The sequence below is a fragment of the Mycobacterium sp. BMJ-28 genome, from assembly GCF_054404835.1.
This window is the reverse complement of sequence record NZ_CM136783.1, coordinates 2460473-2474925: the sequence shown is the minus strand read 5'-3', so window position 1 is coordinate 2474925 and position 14453 is coordinate 2460473. Positions and strand designations below refer to the sequence as shown.

Genomic DNA, 14453 nt, shown 5'->3' with positions numbered 1-14453 from the left:
GGGCACACCGTATTACGTCGTCGTCGCGGCGTGTAACGCGAGTCGGTTTCCGGCGGCGGCGCGCAGCGCCGCGAAGTCGGCGGTGTAGCCCAGGGTGCGAAGGGCGCCGTCAGCACTGATCCACGGTTGTCCGGGTGGGCAGGCGCCGTCGTCGGTGCGGCGGTTGATGGCCGATTCGACCAACCGGAACGGCAGGTCATCGGCGTCGGCCGGGCCTGCGGACTCGGCGATCACGGCCGCGGCCAGCACCCGGTAGCGCTCCCGCAGTTCGGCGCGCCGGCCACGGAACTGCGCGAACCGCTCCACCCGCAGCTCGGGCAGCTGATACAGCGCGCCCAGATTCCAGGTGCTGCGACACAGTTGGGCGACGTCGGACACGATGAGCGTGTACAGCTGCTGCGCCGCCGGAGCCCCCTCGGCGGCCAGTTCGGCCGCCAAGTGAAGCGGCGCCTCCACCGTGCCGGCAAGCAGCGCGTCGAGGATGTCGTCCTTGGTGGCGAAGTGGTGATACAGCGAGGCCTGGCGCATACCGACGGCGTCGGCGATCCGCCGGGTGGAGGTGTTGGCGTAGCCGTGCTGGGTGAACAGTTCGGCAGCGGCGTCCAGGATTTCGTCCCGTGGCGTGCGTCCCGGCCTGCGGGGTTGCTCGAGCCTCGGACGTCCACGGCCATCGCTGCTCATCCGGTCATTGTGGCATCGGCGGCTCGAGATGCCATATTTCCTGTCATTTGATAGAAAATGTCATGCGGACGTAACAACGCCGTCACCAGCACGGAATGCCCGCACCGAAAACTTTCAGTTGACAGTTAAGGAGGACCTCGACATGGCAGGTACCAGTTCCACCGAAGGGGCGCGGTCGCACGCCCGCGCGCAGGCCGCGGCGGCGCCGTTGCGGGTTCCGCCCACCCCCGCCGGCGTGACCGAACTGCGCTGGGCCGAGGTCATCCCGGCCGGTTCGTACGCCACCAAGGTGCTGGGCCGCGGTACCCGGCTGCGGCTGGCCGATCCGGACGGCGGTGCGTGCGCCCATCTGCTGGTCTTCCGCGCCGACGCGCCGTGGGAGCGGCTCAATGCCGCCGACACCGTGAAGGTGCCATGGCAGGCGTACCTGAGCACCGGACATCCGCTGCTGTCCGACCAGGGCCGGGTGCTGGCCACCGTCGTCGCCGACACCTCCAGCCACCACGACACCCTGTGCGGCATGACCGCCGCCGGGCAGGCGCAGATGCTGCTGGGCGTGCACAAGCACGGGCTGGACATCCGGGACGTCGCGCCGTCGGTGTCTTTCTTCAAAGGCGCCCGCGTGCAGGCCGACGGCGGACTCGTCTTCACCGGGACCGCCGGCCCGGGTGGATCCGTCGACCTGTTGATCCACCTGCCCGTGGTCGTGGTGTTGGTCAACAGCGACCACCCACTGGACCCCGCCCCGGCCGGCACCGACCTCGACGTGCTGGCCTGGCGCGCCGACGACGAACTGAGCACCCCGGCCAACGACGAACCCGAATACCTGCGCGCCCTGTTCAACACCGAAAGTGCTTGGGCCGCCGCACTGAACAGCGAGGACTGCAAGTGACCAGTTACGAGGTGGCGGCGTGCGCACCGTGGTCGGCCATCGTGCCCGCCGGCAAGACGTTGCAGATCGTCGACCTATTCGGCAACCAGGCCGTGGACACGCTGTTCTACGGGGTAACCGCCGGCCGACCCGACCCGACCCTGCGCTACAACGCACAGACAACCATTGTGGCCCAACGTAATATCTTCCTGTCCACCGAGTCGGTGCTGCGCGCCTCCGATGGCACCGCGCTGATGACCATCGTCGACGACGAGGTCGGCAACCACGACACCATCGCCGGCGCATGCTCCAAGGAATCCAACACGCTGCGCTACGGGCACCACACCGTGCATCAGCATGCCTGCGCGGAGAACTTCCTCGCCGAGGCCACCCGATGGGGCATGAGCAAGCGCGACATCGTCTCCAACGTCAACTTTTTCATGAACGTACCGGTGGACGGTGACGGGACTCTGGGCATCGTCGACGGGTTGTCGGCGCCCGGCAAGTCGCTGACGTTGCGCGCCGAGATCGACACCCTGGTGCTGGTGTCCAACTGCCCGCAGATCAACAACCCGTGCAACGGCTTCAACCCCACCCCGGTGCAGATGGTGATCGCATGAGCGGCCCGCGCGTCGAGGTGCTGCGCCCCGGCATGCTCACCACGGTGCAGGACTGGCCGGGACGGATCGGCTTCTGGCACATCGGCGTTCCGCCATCGGGCCCGATGGACGATCTGTCCTTCCGGATCGGCAACCGGGTCCTCGGCAACGACGAAGGGGTGGCCGGCCTGGAGTGCACCCGCGGCGGCCCGGCCCTGCGCTTCCCGGACGGGGGCCGAGTCTGTGTGACCGGCGCGCCGGTGCCGGTCACCGTCGGTGGGCAGCCGGTGCCGCAGTATCAGTCGGTCACCGTGCCCGCCGGCGGCGTGCTCGACGTCGGAATGCTGTCCGGGCCGGGGATGCGCTGCTATGTGCTGATCGCCGGCGGCCTGTCCGAGCCCGAATACCTGGGCAGCACAGCCACTTTCACCCTGGGCGCGTTTGGCGGGCACAACGGCCGGCCGCTGCGCGAAGGCGACACCCTGGCGGCCGGACCCGATCCGGGACCGCACGCGGACCGGCCGGATCGCGATGCCAGGGCCGCCATCGACGAGCAGCCCAGCATCGGGCACCGCTGGGAGATCGCGGTCACCGAGGGCCCGCACGGGGCACCGGAATTCTTCACCCGCGACGACATCGACACCATCGTCGGCACCGATTACACGGTCCATTTCAACTCCGACCGCACCGGCGTCCGGCTGGAGGGCCCCAAACCGCAGTGGGCCCGCACCGACGGCGGCGAGGCCGGCCTGCACCCGTCGAACATCCACGACAACGCCTACTGCGTCGGCGCGCTGGACTTCACCGGCGACACCCCGATCCTGCTCGGGCCCGACGGTCCGAGCCTCGGCGGCTTCGTCTGCCCGGTCACCGTGGTCGGCGGCGAACGATGGAAGCTCGGTCAGCTGGCGCCCGGGGACACCGTCCGGTTCGTGCCGGTCCGGGCCGATCGCGCGCCGTCGTTGCGCACCATCGATTCGGACCGGCGCGCGTCGTTCCCCCTGGTGCTGTCCGCGGGCGGCGATGGCGATGACGGCGTGCTGGGCCGGTTCGCCGCCGCCGACGGCACCGATGTCACCATGCGCCGCGCCGGCGACGGTGGCGTCCTCGTCGAATACGGCCAGATGGTGCTCGACCTCGCGTTGCGCGCCCGGGTGCATGTGCTCTACGAACACCTGCTGGCCCTGCAGGTCGCCGGGATCACCGAACTCACCCCGGGCGTGCGGTCGCTGCAGGTGCAGTTCGACCCGGCCCTGCTGACCATGACCGAGGTGATCGACCTGATCGCGCGGGCCGATGAAAACCTGCCCGCATCAACCGAACTCGTGGTGCCCAGCCGGACCGTGCGGCTGCCGTTGTCCTGGGATGACCCGGCCACCCGGGAGGCCATCGAGCGCTATATGCACGGTGTGCGCGCCGACGCGCCGTGGTGCCCGTGGAACATCGAGTTCATCCGGCGGATGAACGGCCTGACCGATGTGGCTCAGGTGTACGACACCGTGTTCGACGCCGACTACCTGGTGCTCGGGCTGGGTGACGTATACCTGGGCGCGCCGGTGGCCACTCCGCTGGATCCGCGCCATCGCCTGGTGACCACCAAGTACAACCCGGCGCGCACCTGGACCCCGGAGAACGCCGTCGGGATCGGCGGCGCCTACATGTGCGTCTATGGCATGGAGGGCCCCGGCGGGTACCAGTTCGTCGGACGCACCACCCAGGTGTGGAACCACCGGCATCCCGCCGACGCACAGTCCTTCGAGCCGGGCACGCCCTGGCTGCTGCGCTACTTCGACCGGATCAGCTTCTACCCGGTGAGCGCCGAGGAACTGCTCGACCTGCGGGCGGACATGGCCGCGGGCCGCGGGCAGGTGCAGATCTCCGACGGCGAGTTCGCGCTGGCCGGCTACCGCGACTTCCTGGCCGCGCACGCCGACTCGATCGCGGCCTTCCGCGCGCAGCAGGCGGCGGCGTTCGCGGCCGAACGCCATGCCTGGGATCTCGCCGGGGAGTTCCGCCGGGCGGGGTGAGTCGCTTGTTCACCTGGATGTGGCAACCTGTTCACGACTTCAGACCAGTGCCCCAGTTCCGACAAAGGTGAAAATGCCTGCCGCCAAGCCCAAGACCTCCCGCCACACCGAGGTGGAGCGCAAGTTCGATGTGCTCGACACCACCGTGTCACCGTCCTTCGAAGGGCTGGCCGCGGTGACCCGGGTGCAGCATTCACCGACCCAGACGCTGGAGGCCGTGTACTACGACACGGCGGGCTATGACCTTGCCGCGCGCAAGATCACCTTGCGCCGCCGCACCGGAGGTACCGACGCCGGCTGGCACATCAAGCTGCCCTCGGCGGTGGCGGATACCCGGACCGAGGTGCGGGCCGCACTGCAGGATTCGGTGCCCGAGGAGATCCGCGACGTGGTCGCCGCGATCGTCCGGGACCGGCCGCTGGGGGCGGTGGCCCGCATCTCCACCCAGCGGTCGGTGTCGCTGCTGTTCGGCGCCGAGGGCGACCCCATCGCGGAGTTCTGCGATGACAGCGTGACCGCCTCGGCGCTGAGCGCGGACAGCGAGCCGCAATCCTGGCGGGAGTGGGAGCTGGAGCTGGTCGGTGACGGCTCACCCGAGGTGCTGGAACGGTTGGCCAACCGGCTGCTGGACGCCGGCGCCGCCCCGGCCGGGCACGGCTCGAAACTGGCCCGGGTACTCGACGTCGCCGTGCCCGAGCGGGCTCCCGCCTCCACCGATCCGGTGCATCGAGCGATCACCGAGAACGTCGAGGCCCTGCTGGAGTGGGACCGCGCAGTGCGCGGCGACGCCTGGGACTCCGTGCACCAGATGCGGGTGACCACCCGCAAGATTCGCAGCCTGCTGGCCGAGGAATCCACCACCGACAACGCCTGGGTGCTGGATGAACTCAAGCAACTGGCCGCGGTGCTGGGCGTGGCCCGCGACGCCGAGGTGCTGGCCGAGAAGTACGACAAGGCCCTCACCGCGCTCCCCCAACACCTGGTGCGCGGCCCCGTGCGCGAGCGCCTGGTCGAGGGCGCCAAGCAGAGGTACAAGGCCGGCTGGCGGCGCTCGGTGGCCGCCCTGCGCTCGGAGCGCTACTTCCGCTTGCTCGATGCCCTGGACGCGGTGGTCGCAGCCCCGCCGGCCGGTGGTGCAGGCGGTGGTTCGCAGGTGACCGTCGAAGGTGCCTACCGCAAGGTCGCCAAGGCGGCCAAGGCCGCGAAGGTCTCCGGGACCGATGAGTCGCTGCACCGAATCCGCAAGCGCGCCAAGCAACTGCGCTACACCGCGGCCGCCCACGGGGAAGCCGCGGTGGCCGAGAGCGCCAAGAGCATCCAGACCCTGCTCGGCGATCATCAGGACAGCACCGTCAGCCGAGCGCACCTGCTGACGCAGGCCGACGCCGCGCACACCGCGGGCGAGGACACCTTCACCTACGGTCTGCTGTTCCAGATCGAGGCCGAGATCGCGTTGTACGCCGAGGAGGAGATCGGCGACGCGCTGAGGTCGCTGCGCAAGGCCATGCGCAAGTAGAGGGCGGACGAGCTGGCCTGTAAGCCGGATTCTGTACTCGGCCCCTCGTCACCGAGGCGCCAAGGGCGACCATCCATCTGGACACACCGTCGCCGGGTGCCTCAAGCGGCCTACCCGCAAGCTCGGGCGAGCAGCCCTCGAACGCTTGCGCAGCCGCAACCAGGTTGCGGCCTTCTTGGCCTTGCTTCGGGTGGGGTTTGCCTAGCCACCCCGGTCACCCGGGGTGCTGGTGCGCTCTTACCGCACCGTTTCACCCTTACCGTTTCCGGCGGTCTGTTCTCTGTGGCACTTTCCCGCGAGTCTCCTCGGATTGCCGTTAGCAATCACCCTGCTCTGTGAAGTCCGGACTTTCCTCGAATTTCTCCGCGGTCGCCCGGCCAACTCGTCCGCGCGCGCTACCTTAGCAAGGTGCCTCAGGTACCTCCAGCCCGCTATTTGTTGCGAGCCAAGGACCTGGCCGATGCACGGTTCGCCGATCCGCTGACCGTCGAGGACCTGGCGGCAGCTGCGGGACTCTCGCGGCAGCCCTACGGGATCGACTGCGGATTCCGCCGGCCGATATGAGCGCGTTCGCGCGCCCCTAGAAGGGCGGCGGATCCGCCTCGGCGCGGGCGCGATTGAGCGCCCGTTCGTGGGCGATGCGGTAGGCCTGCTCGTGCGCCCGGGGTCGGGCGCGGGTGGGCATCGCCAGCCCGCGCGCCGGGGTCGGTGGGGGCGCTTGGGCGCGAGTGAGCAGGCCGGTGTGGGCGGCCAGTTGCGGGAAGAACAGCGCCCCATCGGGTGTGGTCGTGTACATCCGACCGGCCGGTGAGATGAGCGAGACGGAACCGTCGGGCCCCTGTACGTCGGACCACTCGGTAAAGAAGGTCTTGACCAGATGGTGGGTACGGCAGTACAGCTTGGTATTCGACGGATGAGTCACACCGGCCGGCCACGGGACGGTGTGATCGATATCGGATACCTCCGCCGGTGCATTGCAGCCATACCACCGGTACGTCAGATCCCGGGCCCGCACAAAATCGGCCAGCCGCGCCGAGGGCCGGTAACCAGGTTCGGTGGACAACGCCGGTGGCCGCGGCACCGGCCGGCACCGGGCCCGCGCCGCCATCTGGCGCACCTGTTCGGCCGGGATCGCCCCCGTAGCCCGGGAGCAGCCCCGGGGTCTCACTGTCGCCCTCGACGGTGGCCTGTTCGGCCAACACATGGATGACGATGCTGCCCGCGGGGGCCTCGGCGGTACCGGCCGGGCATTCGGCCGAGCCGCACATGCAGGCCAGCCGGGTGGCACCCTCACTGAGAGCGCGCAGTGCGTCAGCGCGACGCTCGGCATGCGAGCGGGGGTCACGCGGACACACGGTGCGCGCCAGCTCATCGAGCCTCTTGTCGAACACGGCGGCATCGGCCGCGTCGGCAGTGCCGACGACGTCGGCCAGCCCGTTACCGGCGGGCGTCACGTCGTTACGGCGTCCGGCACGGCGCTGTTTGGCCACCCGGATCGCCTCAGGGTCGACCTCCAGCACCAGCCAGTCGACCAGCTCGGCGACCCTGTCCCGCGAGCGCGCCGCCCACCCCGGCGCCTGGGCGGCGACCCGCTCATCGACGATCCCGAGCAGATCGGGATCGACGATCAACGCGGTGCGTGCCGCGATCGCGGTGAAATGCCCGTACTCGAGATCACCGGCCAGGAAGACCTGAGCCAGCCGCGGCAGCCGTTCGATCAACGTCCGGCCGTGCGCCATCTCCGTGGAGGCCCGTTGCCGCCCGATCCCCAGTTCGGTGGCCACCTCCACGGCCACCAATTCCCAGTCGTCGACCACCCAGTCCTCGTGGGTGTTGCCCAACTCGGCCAGCCGGACGCCGGTGTAGTGGCCCAGCGAGATCAACCGCCGCGCCGTCGCCGCCCGCTCAGCCCGCAACTCGCCGTGCGCGGTAGCGAGGTGCGAGTCGAACATGTGTTCTACACTACTGCGACCCTACGACAAGTCCCCACGCTCCCGCACGATCCGCACCGACACCCGCGGCAGCCGCTGGCCCTGTCGCCTGATCACCGCGTAATCCCAGGCCAGTCCCTCGCCCAGCTGCCAGCCGCGCCACCTGGCCAGCACGCACATCGCGGCACCGACCGCGGTGCCGACCAGCGCGCCTGCGGTCGGCAATCCGGCGTACCAGAACCCGATCACCACGCCACTGGCCACCACGGCGCAGCTGGCGTACAGGGTGTTGCCGCCGAATATCTGCGGGATCCGCTGGACGAACAGGTCTCGCAGCGCCCCGCCGCCGACCGCGGTGATGGTCCCCAGCAGCAACGCCGCCAGCCCACCGAGACCTAGCGACAAGGTCTTCTGCGCGCCGACGGTCGCCCAGCAGCCCAGCGCCAGCGCATCGATCAGCAGGAAGATCAGGCTCCACCACCGACCGCGCAACGGCAGCAGGAAGGCCACCGCCGCCCCGCCGATCGCGGTCAGCGCGTACAGCGAGTCGGTGAGCGCCACCGGCGGACCGTGCTGAAGCAGGGTGTCCCGGATGATGCCGCCGCCGAGACCCGACAGCAGGGCCAGCGCCGCGAATCCCACCGGATCCAACCGCTTGTCGCGGGCCACCATGCCGCCCAGGATCGCGTTGGTGAAGACACCCGCCAGGTCGAGGACACGAAACAGTTCGCCGAACACGCCTGAGGGTATCTAGGCCCTGCGCTGCAGCACCATCACATTGTCGATCAGATGCCCGGCCTGGCCATCCGGACCGGTGGCTTCCCGTTCGACCGGCTCGGCCCGCAACCGATCCCAGCCGGCGCCCAGATCCAGCGATGCCAACACATCGTCGATGGAAGGGAACGGATAGTCCTTGTGCTTGGACCACGGCGGGGCGGCGCCGTGGTCGACGATCACCAACCGCCCGCCTGGTGCGACGGCGTCGGCCGCACGGCGCAACACTGCGGTGCGGTCCAGCGGCATCGTCGAATGCAGGAACTGCGCCGACACCAGATCGAACTCCCCGGCGGGGAAGCTCTCGGTCAGATCGTGTCGCTGAAAGTCGATGCGCTCCAGCAGATCACCGGCATCCTCTGCGGCCCTGCCCAGCGCGACATCGGAGATGTCGGTGGCCACCACCTGCCAGCCGTTACCCGCCAGCCAGATCGCGTCACCGCCTTCGCCGCACCCAAGGTCCAGTGCCCGCCCAGGCGTCAGTGTGGCCGCGACCTCGGCCAGCCGAGGGTTCACCCGGCCACTCCAGATCCGTTCGCGCTCAACATAATGGCGATCCCAGTGCTGCCGAGCCGTCGACTCGAACACCGGCCAGGGCGGACCGGGCAGGCCGACATCCTCTCCCATCAGGCTCTGCATCACCGCGGCCCCCGCCATCGACCCGGACGCCACCGCCGCGGACACCTGCGGCATGCCGGGACACACATCCCCCGCCGCGAAGACGCCGGGCACCGAGGTGCGGTACATCGAGTCCACGGCCACGGCGTCCACCGCGACCGGCGACGGCGGTGCGAGGGCCAGCGCCAACTGCGCCGCCAGATCGCCACGCTGACGCAGCCCCACCGAGGCCAGCAGCCCGCGGCGCGGCAGCCGTCCGCCGTCGGCGAACACCACCTCGGTCAATTCGCCTGCTTGCGAACGCAGTTCGGCGACCGGCCGCTCATCGACCTTGACCCCGGCAGCTGCCAGCAGATCGAGCTGTTCGGTGTCGAGTCCGGCAGGCCCGTTCGACAGCACGATGACGTCGTCGGTCCAGCCGCGCAGCAGCAGCGCGACGTGCACGGCGCGGTCGCCGTGGGCAAGGACGGCCAGCGGCTGGTCGCGGACCTCCCAGCCGTGACAGAACGGGCAGTGGAAGACCGATCCACCCCACAGTTCGGCCATACCGGGGATCTCCGGCATGTCGTAGTGCATGCCGGCGGCCAGCAGTACCCGGCGTGCCCGAACGCGGCTGCCGTCGGCGGTGGTCAGCACGAAGTGGTCGCCGTCGCGCACGGCGGTCACGACGGTGGCCGATCGCACCTCGACGCTGGGATATGCGGCGAGCTCGGTGCGGCCGATCTCGTAGAGTTCGGCCGGCGGACGGCCGTCGTGGCCGAGCAGTCCACCGATGCCGTGCGCCGCCAGATTGCTCTGCGCGCCCTGGTCCAGAACGAGGGTGCGACGGCGAGCCCGGCCCAGTACGAGGCCGGCACTCAGGCCGGCCGCGCCGCCGCCGATGATGATGCAGTCCCAGGTGATATCCATGCCTTCGAGCTTGCCGAGTCACCGGCTGAGATGCCAAGCTTATTTGCCATGCAGGCAAAGTCAGTGGACGACACCGTCCGCAAGCGTCTGCGGGATCTGCGCACTCAGCAGGGGCTGACCCTGCAGGACGTGGCGACCCGCGCCAATATCGACGTGTCGACGTTGAGCCGGCTGGAATCGGGCAAGCGCCGACTCGCCCTGGATCACCTGCCCCGGCTGGCGTCTGCCCTGGCGGTCAGCACCGACGAGCTGCTGCGCGAACCGGAGTCCGAGGACCCGCGGGTCCGCGGCAGTTCACACACCCGGCACGGCGTCACGTACTGGCCGCTGACCCGCCACGGTCCCACCGGGGGACGGCACACGTTCAAGGTCCGGGTCAGCGCCAAGCGCAACGCCCCACCCGACGACCTGCCCGTCCATGAAGGTCAGGAGTGGATGTACGTGCTGTCCGGACGGCTCCGGCTGATCCTGGGCGACCGCGATTTCACCATCGAACCCGGCGAAGCCGTGGAGTTCTCGACGTGGACGCCGCACTGGTTCGGCACCGTCGACGGCCCCGCCGAGGCGATCATGATCTTCGACGTGCACGGCGAACGGCTGCACCTGCACAGCTGATCACAGATAGGCCGTCTGGTTGACCAGCCGCACCGACGCCAGCCCGTCGGGGTAGAACTCCGCGATGCTCAGCGAGGCCAGGTCCAGATGCAGCCGGTAGAGGATTCCGGCGGTCCCGTCCAGCGCGAGTCGCAGCAGGGTCTTGATCGGCGTCACGTGTGACACCACCAGCACGGTGGAACCGCTGTGCTCGGCGACGATCCGGTCACGGGCCCGCCGCACCCGATGTGCGACGGTGTCGAAACTCTCCCCGTCCGGCGGCGTGACGGCGGTGTCGCGCAGCCACTGCCCGTGCAGTTCCGGATCCCGTTGCGCCGCTTCGCTGAACGTCATGCCCTCCCAGGCACCGAAGTCGGTCTCGATGAGGTCGTCGTCGACGGTGACGTCGAGGCCGAGCGCCTTGGCTGCCGCGGTGGCGGTGTCATAGGCACGTTGCAGCGGCGAGGACACCACCGCCGAAACACCGCCCTGCCCTGCGAGATAGCGAGCGGCGGCATCGGCCTGGGTACGGCCCAATTCGGTCAGCGGCGGATTGCCGCGGCCGGAGTAGCGCCGGTTCACCGACAGTTCGGTCTGGCCGTGCCGCAGCAACAGCAGCCTGGTGGGCTCACCCCGCGCTCCGGTCCAGCCGGGCGCCGCGGGCTTGTCCACCGGGGCCTCCCACGCCGCATCCATCGCCTCGTTGGCCAACCGGTCGGCGTGCGAATTGCGTTCCCGCGGAATCCATTCATAGCTCACGGCACCGAACTGACGGGCCGTCTGGCTGGCTTCGCGGTGCAACTCCAGCAGGTCGGGATGCTTGACGCGCCACCGGCCCGACATCTGTTCGACCACCAGCTTGGAATCCATGCTGACCGCCACCTCGGTGGCACCGACCTCGGCGGCCGCTTCCAGCCCCGCGATCAGGCCGCGATATTCGGCGACGTTGTTGGTGGCCGTACCGATGGACTGCCGCCGCTCGGCAAGCACCGCTGAGCGGTCCGCGCTGAACACCACCGCGCCGTAGCCGGCCGGGCCCGGGTTACCCCGCGAACCGCCGTCGGCCTCGACGACAACTCTCATGGCCTGATCCGCAACAAGATCGCTCCGCACTCGGGGCAGCGCAGCACCTCGTCCTCGGCCGCGGCCGAGATGCGGGCCATCTCCCCCTGATCGATCTCGATCCGACAGGCGCCGCAACGCTTGCCCTGCAACAAACCTGCGCCGGGCCCGCCCTTGGCGCGCTGTTTCTCATACAGCGCCACCAGGTCGGCATCCAGCCCGGAGATCAGGTCATTGCGACGGAATCCGCCGGTATGCCGGGTCTGGTCCATCACGACCAGTGCCGCGTCGCGGGCCAACTGCGCCGCGGACAGTTCGTTGTGCAGCGCTTCGATACGGGCCTTCTCCTCGGCTTGCTGGGCCTGCAGGGCTTCCCGGCGCTCCATCACTTCGAGCATCGAGTCCTCCAGGGCGGCCTGGCGGCGCTGCAAGGTCTCCAACTCGTGCTGCAGTTCGGAAAGCTGCTTGGGATTGACCGCACCCCCGTCCAGCAGCGACCGGTCCCGGTCTTCGCGCTGGCGGACGCTGTCGATCTCACTCTCCAGCTTGGCGACCTGTCCGTCCAGGTCCTCCAGGGCGATATCCAGCACGGCGAGCTGATCGCTGGCGATCTGGTGCTCGGCCTGCACCCGGTCGAATTCCTGCTGCTCGGCGAGGTTACGCGCCCGATGCTCGACCCGGCTCAGCTCGGCATCGAGCTCCGCCAGGGTCAGCAGCGAACGCTGTTGGGTGACTTCGGCTTTCATCAACGGTGTCCTTCTTCGATATTCCATGGGTCGGTGCGCACCGTGCTCACGCGCACCGGAAGTTCATCCCCGAATCGGCCTGCGAGCAGACCGGCCGCCTGGGTGCACCAAGGGTATTCGCTGGCCCAGTGCGCCACGTCCACCAATGCGGTCCCGAACTGGCGGCGGTGTTCGTCAGCCGGGTGATGCCGAAGGTCGGCGGTGACGTAGACCTGCGCGTTCGCGCGGGCCACGGTGTCCAGCAGCGAATCCCCCGCTCCGCCGCACACCGCCACCCGGGACACCAGGGTCTCCGGATCACCGGCCGCGCGCACGCCCCACGAGGTCGCCGGAAGCCGGTCACGTACCCGGGTCACGAACGCGGACAACGATTCCGGCTCGGGCAGCGCACAGATCCGGCCGATGCCCACCCCGGATGGCAGCGGGGCCAACGCGAACACGTCGAAGGCGGGCTCCTCGTAGGGGTGCGCCGCCCGAAGGGCTGCCAGCACCGCCGCGCGCGCCGCGGACGGCGCGATCACCTCGACCCGATCCTCGGCCACCTGCTCGACGGTGCCCACCGTGCCGATGGCCGGGTCTGCCCCGTCGTGCGGCAGGAACTGCCCCGTGCCACGCACACTCCAGCTGCAACACGAGTAGTCGCCGATCTGGCCGGCGCCCGCCGCGAACAGCGCGCCGCGCAGCCGTGGTGCGTCGTCCACCGGAACGAAGACCACCCACTTGTCCAGATCGGCCCGGGACTGCGCCGGGGCCAGCACGTCCTGCACCACCAGGCCCAGGGTGTCGGCCAGCGCATCCGACACCCCGGGCGACGCGGCATCGGCATTGGTGTGCGCGGTGAACAGTGAACGACCCGAACGGATCAGCCGGTGGATCAAGGCGCCCTTGGCGGTGCTGGCCGCCACCGTGTCGACACCGCGCAACAGCAAGGGGTGGTGCACCAGCAGCAGTCCGCCGTCCGGCACCTCGTCCACCACCGCGGCGGTGGCGTCCACCGCGATGGTCACCGAGGACACCGGCTCGGACGGGTCGCCGCACACCAGACCCACCGAATCCCAATCATGAGCCAGGGCAGGCGGATACGCGGTGTCCAGCACCTCGATCACCTCGGACAGTCGCACACTCACCGCAGACCCTCCACCAGTAGCGGCCACTCCGGGCGTACCGCGACCCGCAGGTATTCGCCGTCCAGTCCCACGAAGGTGTCGCAGCGACGCACCGCGATTCCCTTGCTGTCCAGCTGTTTACGGGCCAGCTCGGCGTCCGCGACGCGCAGCAGTACGAACGGCGCGCGGCCCTCCACCACGTCGAGACCCGCCTCGCGCAGGCCGGTCACCATCTCGGTGCGCAGCGCGGCCAGCCGCCGCGCGCCGGCCTGCGCCTCGGCCACCGCGGCGGGTGCACAGCATGCCGTCACCGCCTCCAGCTGCAACGTGCCCAGTGGCCAGTGGGTGCGGTGCGCGGTCAGCCGGGCCAGCACCTCGGGCGCGCCCAGGGCATAACCGACCCGAAGCCCGGCCAGCGACCACGTCTTGGTGAGGCTGCGCAGCACCACCACGTCGGGCAGCGACAGCCCGGCCACCGACTCCGGCTCCCCCGGTATCGCGTCGGCGAACGCCTCGTCCACCACCACGATGCGGCCCGGCCGGCGCAGGGCGAGGATCTGAGCTTTTGCGTGCAGCACCGAAGTGGGGTTGGTCGGGTTGCCGACGACCACCAGATCGGCCTCGTCGGGCACCCTGGCATCGGCCAGGTGGAACGGCGGCGCCAGCACCACGTGTTCGAACGGGATGTTCGCGGCGCTCAGCACCGCCTCGGGTTCGGTGAACGACGGGGCGATCAGGGCGGCCAGTGCCGGCGCCAGGTTGGGCAGCAGCGCGAACCCCTCGGCGCCGCCCGCCAGCAGCGCGACCTCGTGTACACCGCGGCCGTGCCGTTCGGCGACCGCACGCACCGCCCGGTCAGTATCGTCCGCGGACGGGTAGTGACCCAGCTCACCCAGCCGCGCCGCCAGCCGGTCCACCAGCCACGACGGCGGGCCCCCGGCACGCACGTTGACGGCGAAGTCCAGCATGCCGGGCGCTACGGCCTGATCGCCGTGATAGCGCGCCGCCGGCCTGACCGT

12 protein-coding genes, 1 other RNA gene and 3 pseudogenes are annotated in these 14453 nt (G+C 69.8%); 6 read left to right on the top strand and 10 right to left on the bottom strand.

From position 1 onward, the window contains the following. Positions 1 to 12 precede the first annotated feature (12 nt). Entirely contained in the window at positions 13 to 681 is a 669-nt protein-coding gene (locus tag ACXPWS_RS12200; protein WP_458712674.1) for a TetR/AcrR family transcriptional regulator, read from the bottom strand. 142 nt (positions 682 to 823) lie between these two features. On the opposite strand from ACXPWS_RS12200, the gene ACXPWS_RS12195 reads away from it, so the two are divergent. The 4 genes from ACXPWS_RS12195 to ACXPWS_RS12180 all read left to right on the top strand — a co-directional run bounded on the left by ACXPWS_RS12195 (position 824) and on the right by ACXPWS_RS12180 (position 5694). Beyond that, a complete protein-coding gene (locus tag ACXPWS_RS12195; protein ID WP_458712673.1) occupies positions 824 to 1573 on the top strand; it encodes a DUF1989 domain-containing protein in 750 nt (249 codons plus the stop codon). Beyond that, complete coding sequence (locus ACXPWS_RS12190; protein WP_458712672.1) at positions 1570 to 2172, top strand: urea amidolyase associated protein UAAP2; 603 nt, start codon at positions 1570 to 1572, stop codon at positions 2170 to 2172. Before ACXPWS_RS12195 ends, ACXPWS_RS12190 begins: the two co-directional genes overlap by 4 nt. Beyond that, positions 2169 to 4178 (top strand): 5-oxoprolinase/urea amidolyase family protein, encoded by a 2010-nt coding sequence (locus ACXPWS_RS12185; RefSeq protein WP_458712671.1) that lies wholly within the window; start codon positions 2169 to 2171, stop codon positions 4176 to 4178. Before ACXPWS_RS12190 ends, ACXPWS_RS12185 begins: the two co-directional genes overlap by 4 nt. Positions 4179 to 4251: 73 nt before the next feature. Further along, on the top strand, positions 4252 to 5694 hold the full coding sequence (locus tag ACXPWS_RS12180; RefSeq protein WP_458712670.1) for a CYTH and CHAD domain-containing protein: 1443 nt from the start codon (positions 4252 to 4254) through the stop codon (positions 5692 to 5694). A 4-nt stretch (positions 5695 to 5698) separates the two neighbouring features. Here ACXPWS_RS12180 and rnpB read toward each other — a convergent pair. Then, positions 5699 to 6079, bottom strand: an RNA gene (gene rnpB, locus ACXPWS_RS12175) — RNase P RNA component class A. 23 nt (positions 6080 to 6102) lie between these two features. On the opposite strand from rnpB, the pseudogene ACXPWS_RS12170 reads away from it, so the two are divergent. Further along, positions 6103 to 6216: pseudogene (locus tag ACXPWS_RS12170) on the top strand (AraC family transcriptional regulator); the annotation flags it as partial. 58 nt (positions 6217 to 6274) lie between these two features. Here ACXPWS_RS12170 and ACXPWS_RS12165 read toward each other — a convergent pair. The 4 genes and pseudogenes from ACXPWS_RS12165 to ACXPWS_RS12150 form a co-directional block, all read right to left on the bottom strand. Continuing rightward, positions 6275 to 7646 (bottom strand): annotated as a pseudogene (locus ACXPWS_RS12165) (HNH endonuclease signature motif containing protein). Between the two features lie 21 nt (positions 7647 to 7667). Then, positions 7668 to 8363 carry a trimeric intracellular cation channel family protein gene (locus tag ACXPWS_RS12160; protein WP_458712669.1) on the bottom strand — a complete coding sequence of 232 codons (696 nt, stop codon included), beginning with the start codon at positions 8361 to 8363 and terminating at the stop codon, positions 7668 to 7670. Positions 8364 to 8375: 12 nt separating this feature from the next. Continuing rightward, complete coding sequence (locus ACXPWS_RS12155; protein WP_458713506.1) at positions 8376 to 9026, bottom strand: class I SAM-dependent methyltransferase; 651 nt, start codon at positions 9024 to 9026, stop codon at positions 8376 to 8378. 93 nt (positions 9027 to 9119) lie between these two features. Then, a pseudogene (locus tag ACXPWS_RS12150) lies at positions 9120 to 9926 on the bottom strand (NAD(P)/FAD-dependent oxidoreductase); the annotation flags it as partial. Between the two features lie 48 nt (positions 9927 to 9974). On the opposite strand from ACXPWS_RS12150, the gene ACXPWS_RS12145 reads away from it, so the two are divergent. Beyond that, positions 9975 to 10541 carry a helix-turn-helix domain-containing protein gene (locus tag ACXPWS_RS12145; RefSeq protein WP_458712668.1) on the top strand — a complete coding sequence of 189 codons (567 nt, stop codon included), beginning with the start codon at positions 9975 to 9977 and terminating at the stop codon, positions 10539 to 10541. Here the strand turns inward: ACXPWS_RS12145 and ACXPWS_RS12140 are convergent, their stop codons facing one another. From ACXPWS_RS12140 to cobC, 4 genes are read right to left on the bottom strand one after another with little or no spacing between them, the layout of a single operon-like run. Then, entirely contained in the window at positions 10542 to 11603 is a 1062-nt protein-coding gene (locus ACXPWS_RS12140; protein ID WP_458712667.1) for a bifunctional RNase H/acid phosphatase, read from the bottom strand. It lies immediately after the preceding gene. Then, positions 11600 to 12328, bottom strand: a complete 729-nt coding sequence (locus tag ACXPWS_RS12135) for a zinc ribbon domain-containing protein (RefSeq protein WP_458712666.1) — start codon at positions 12326 to 12328, stop codon at positions 11600 to 11602. The genes ACXPWS_RS12140 and ACXPWS_RS12135 overlap by 4 nt, the downstream gene beginning before the upstream one ends. After that, on the bottom strand, positions 12328 to 13455 hold the full coding sequence (locus ACXPWS_RS12130; RefSeq protein WP_458712665.1) for a Nif3-like dinuclear metal center hexameric protein: 1128 nt from the start codon (positions 13453 to 13455) through the stop codon (positions 12328 to 12330). The genes ACXPWS_RS12135 and ACXPWS_RS12130 overlap by 1 nt, the downstream gene beginning before the upstream one ends. After that, complete coding sequence (cobC, locus tag ACXPWS_RS12125) at positions 13452 to 14402, bottom strand: Rv2231c family pyridoxal phosphate-dependent protein CobC (protein ID WP_458713505.1); 951 nt, start codon at positions 14400 to 14402, stop codon at positions 13452 to 13454. Before cobC ends, ACXPWS_RS12130 begins: the two co-directional genes overlap by 4 nt. Positions 14403 to 14453: the final 51 nt, after the last annotated feature.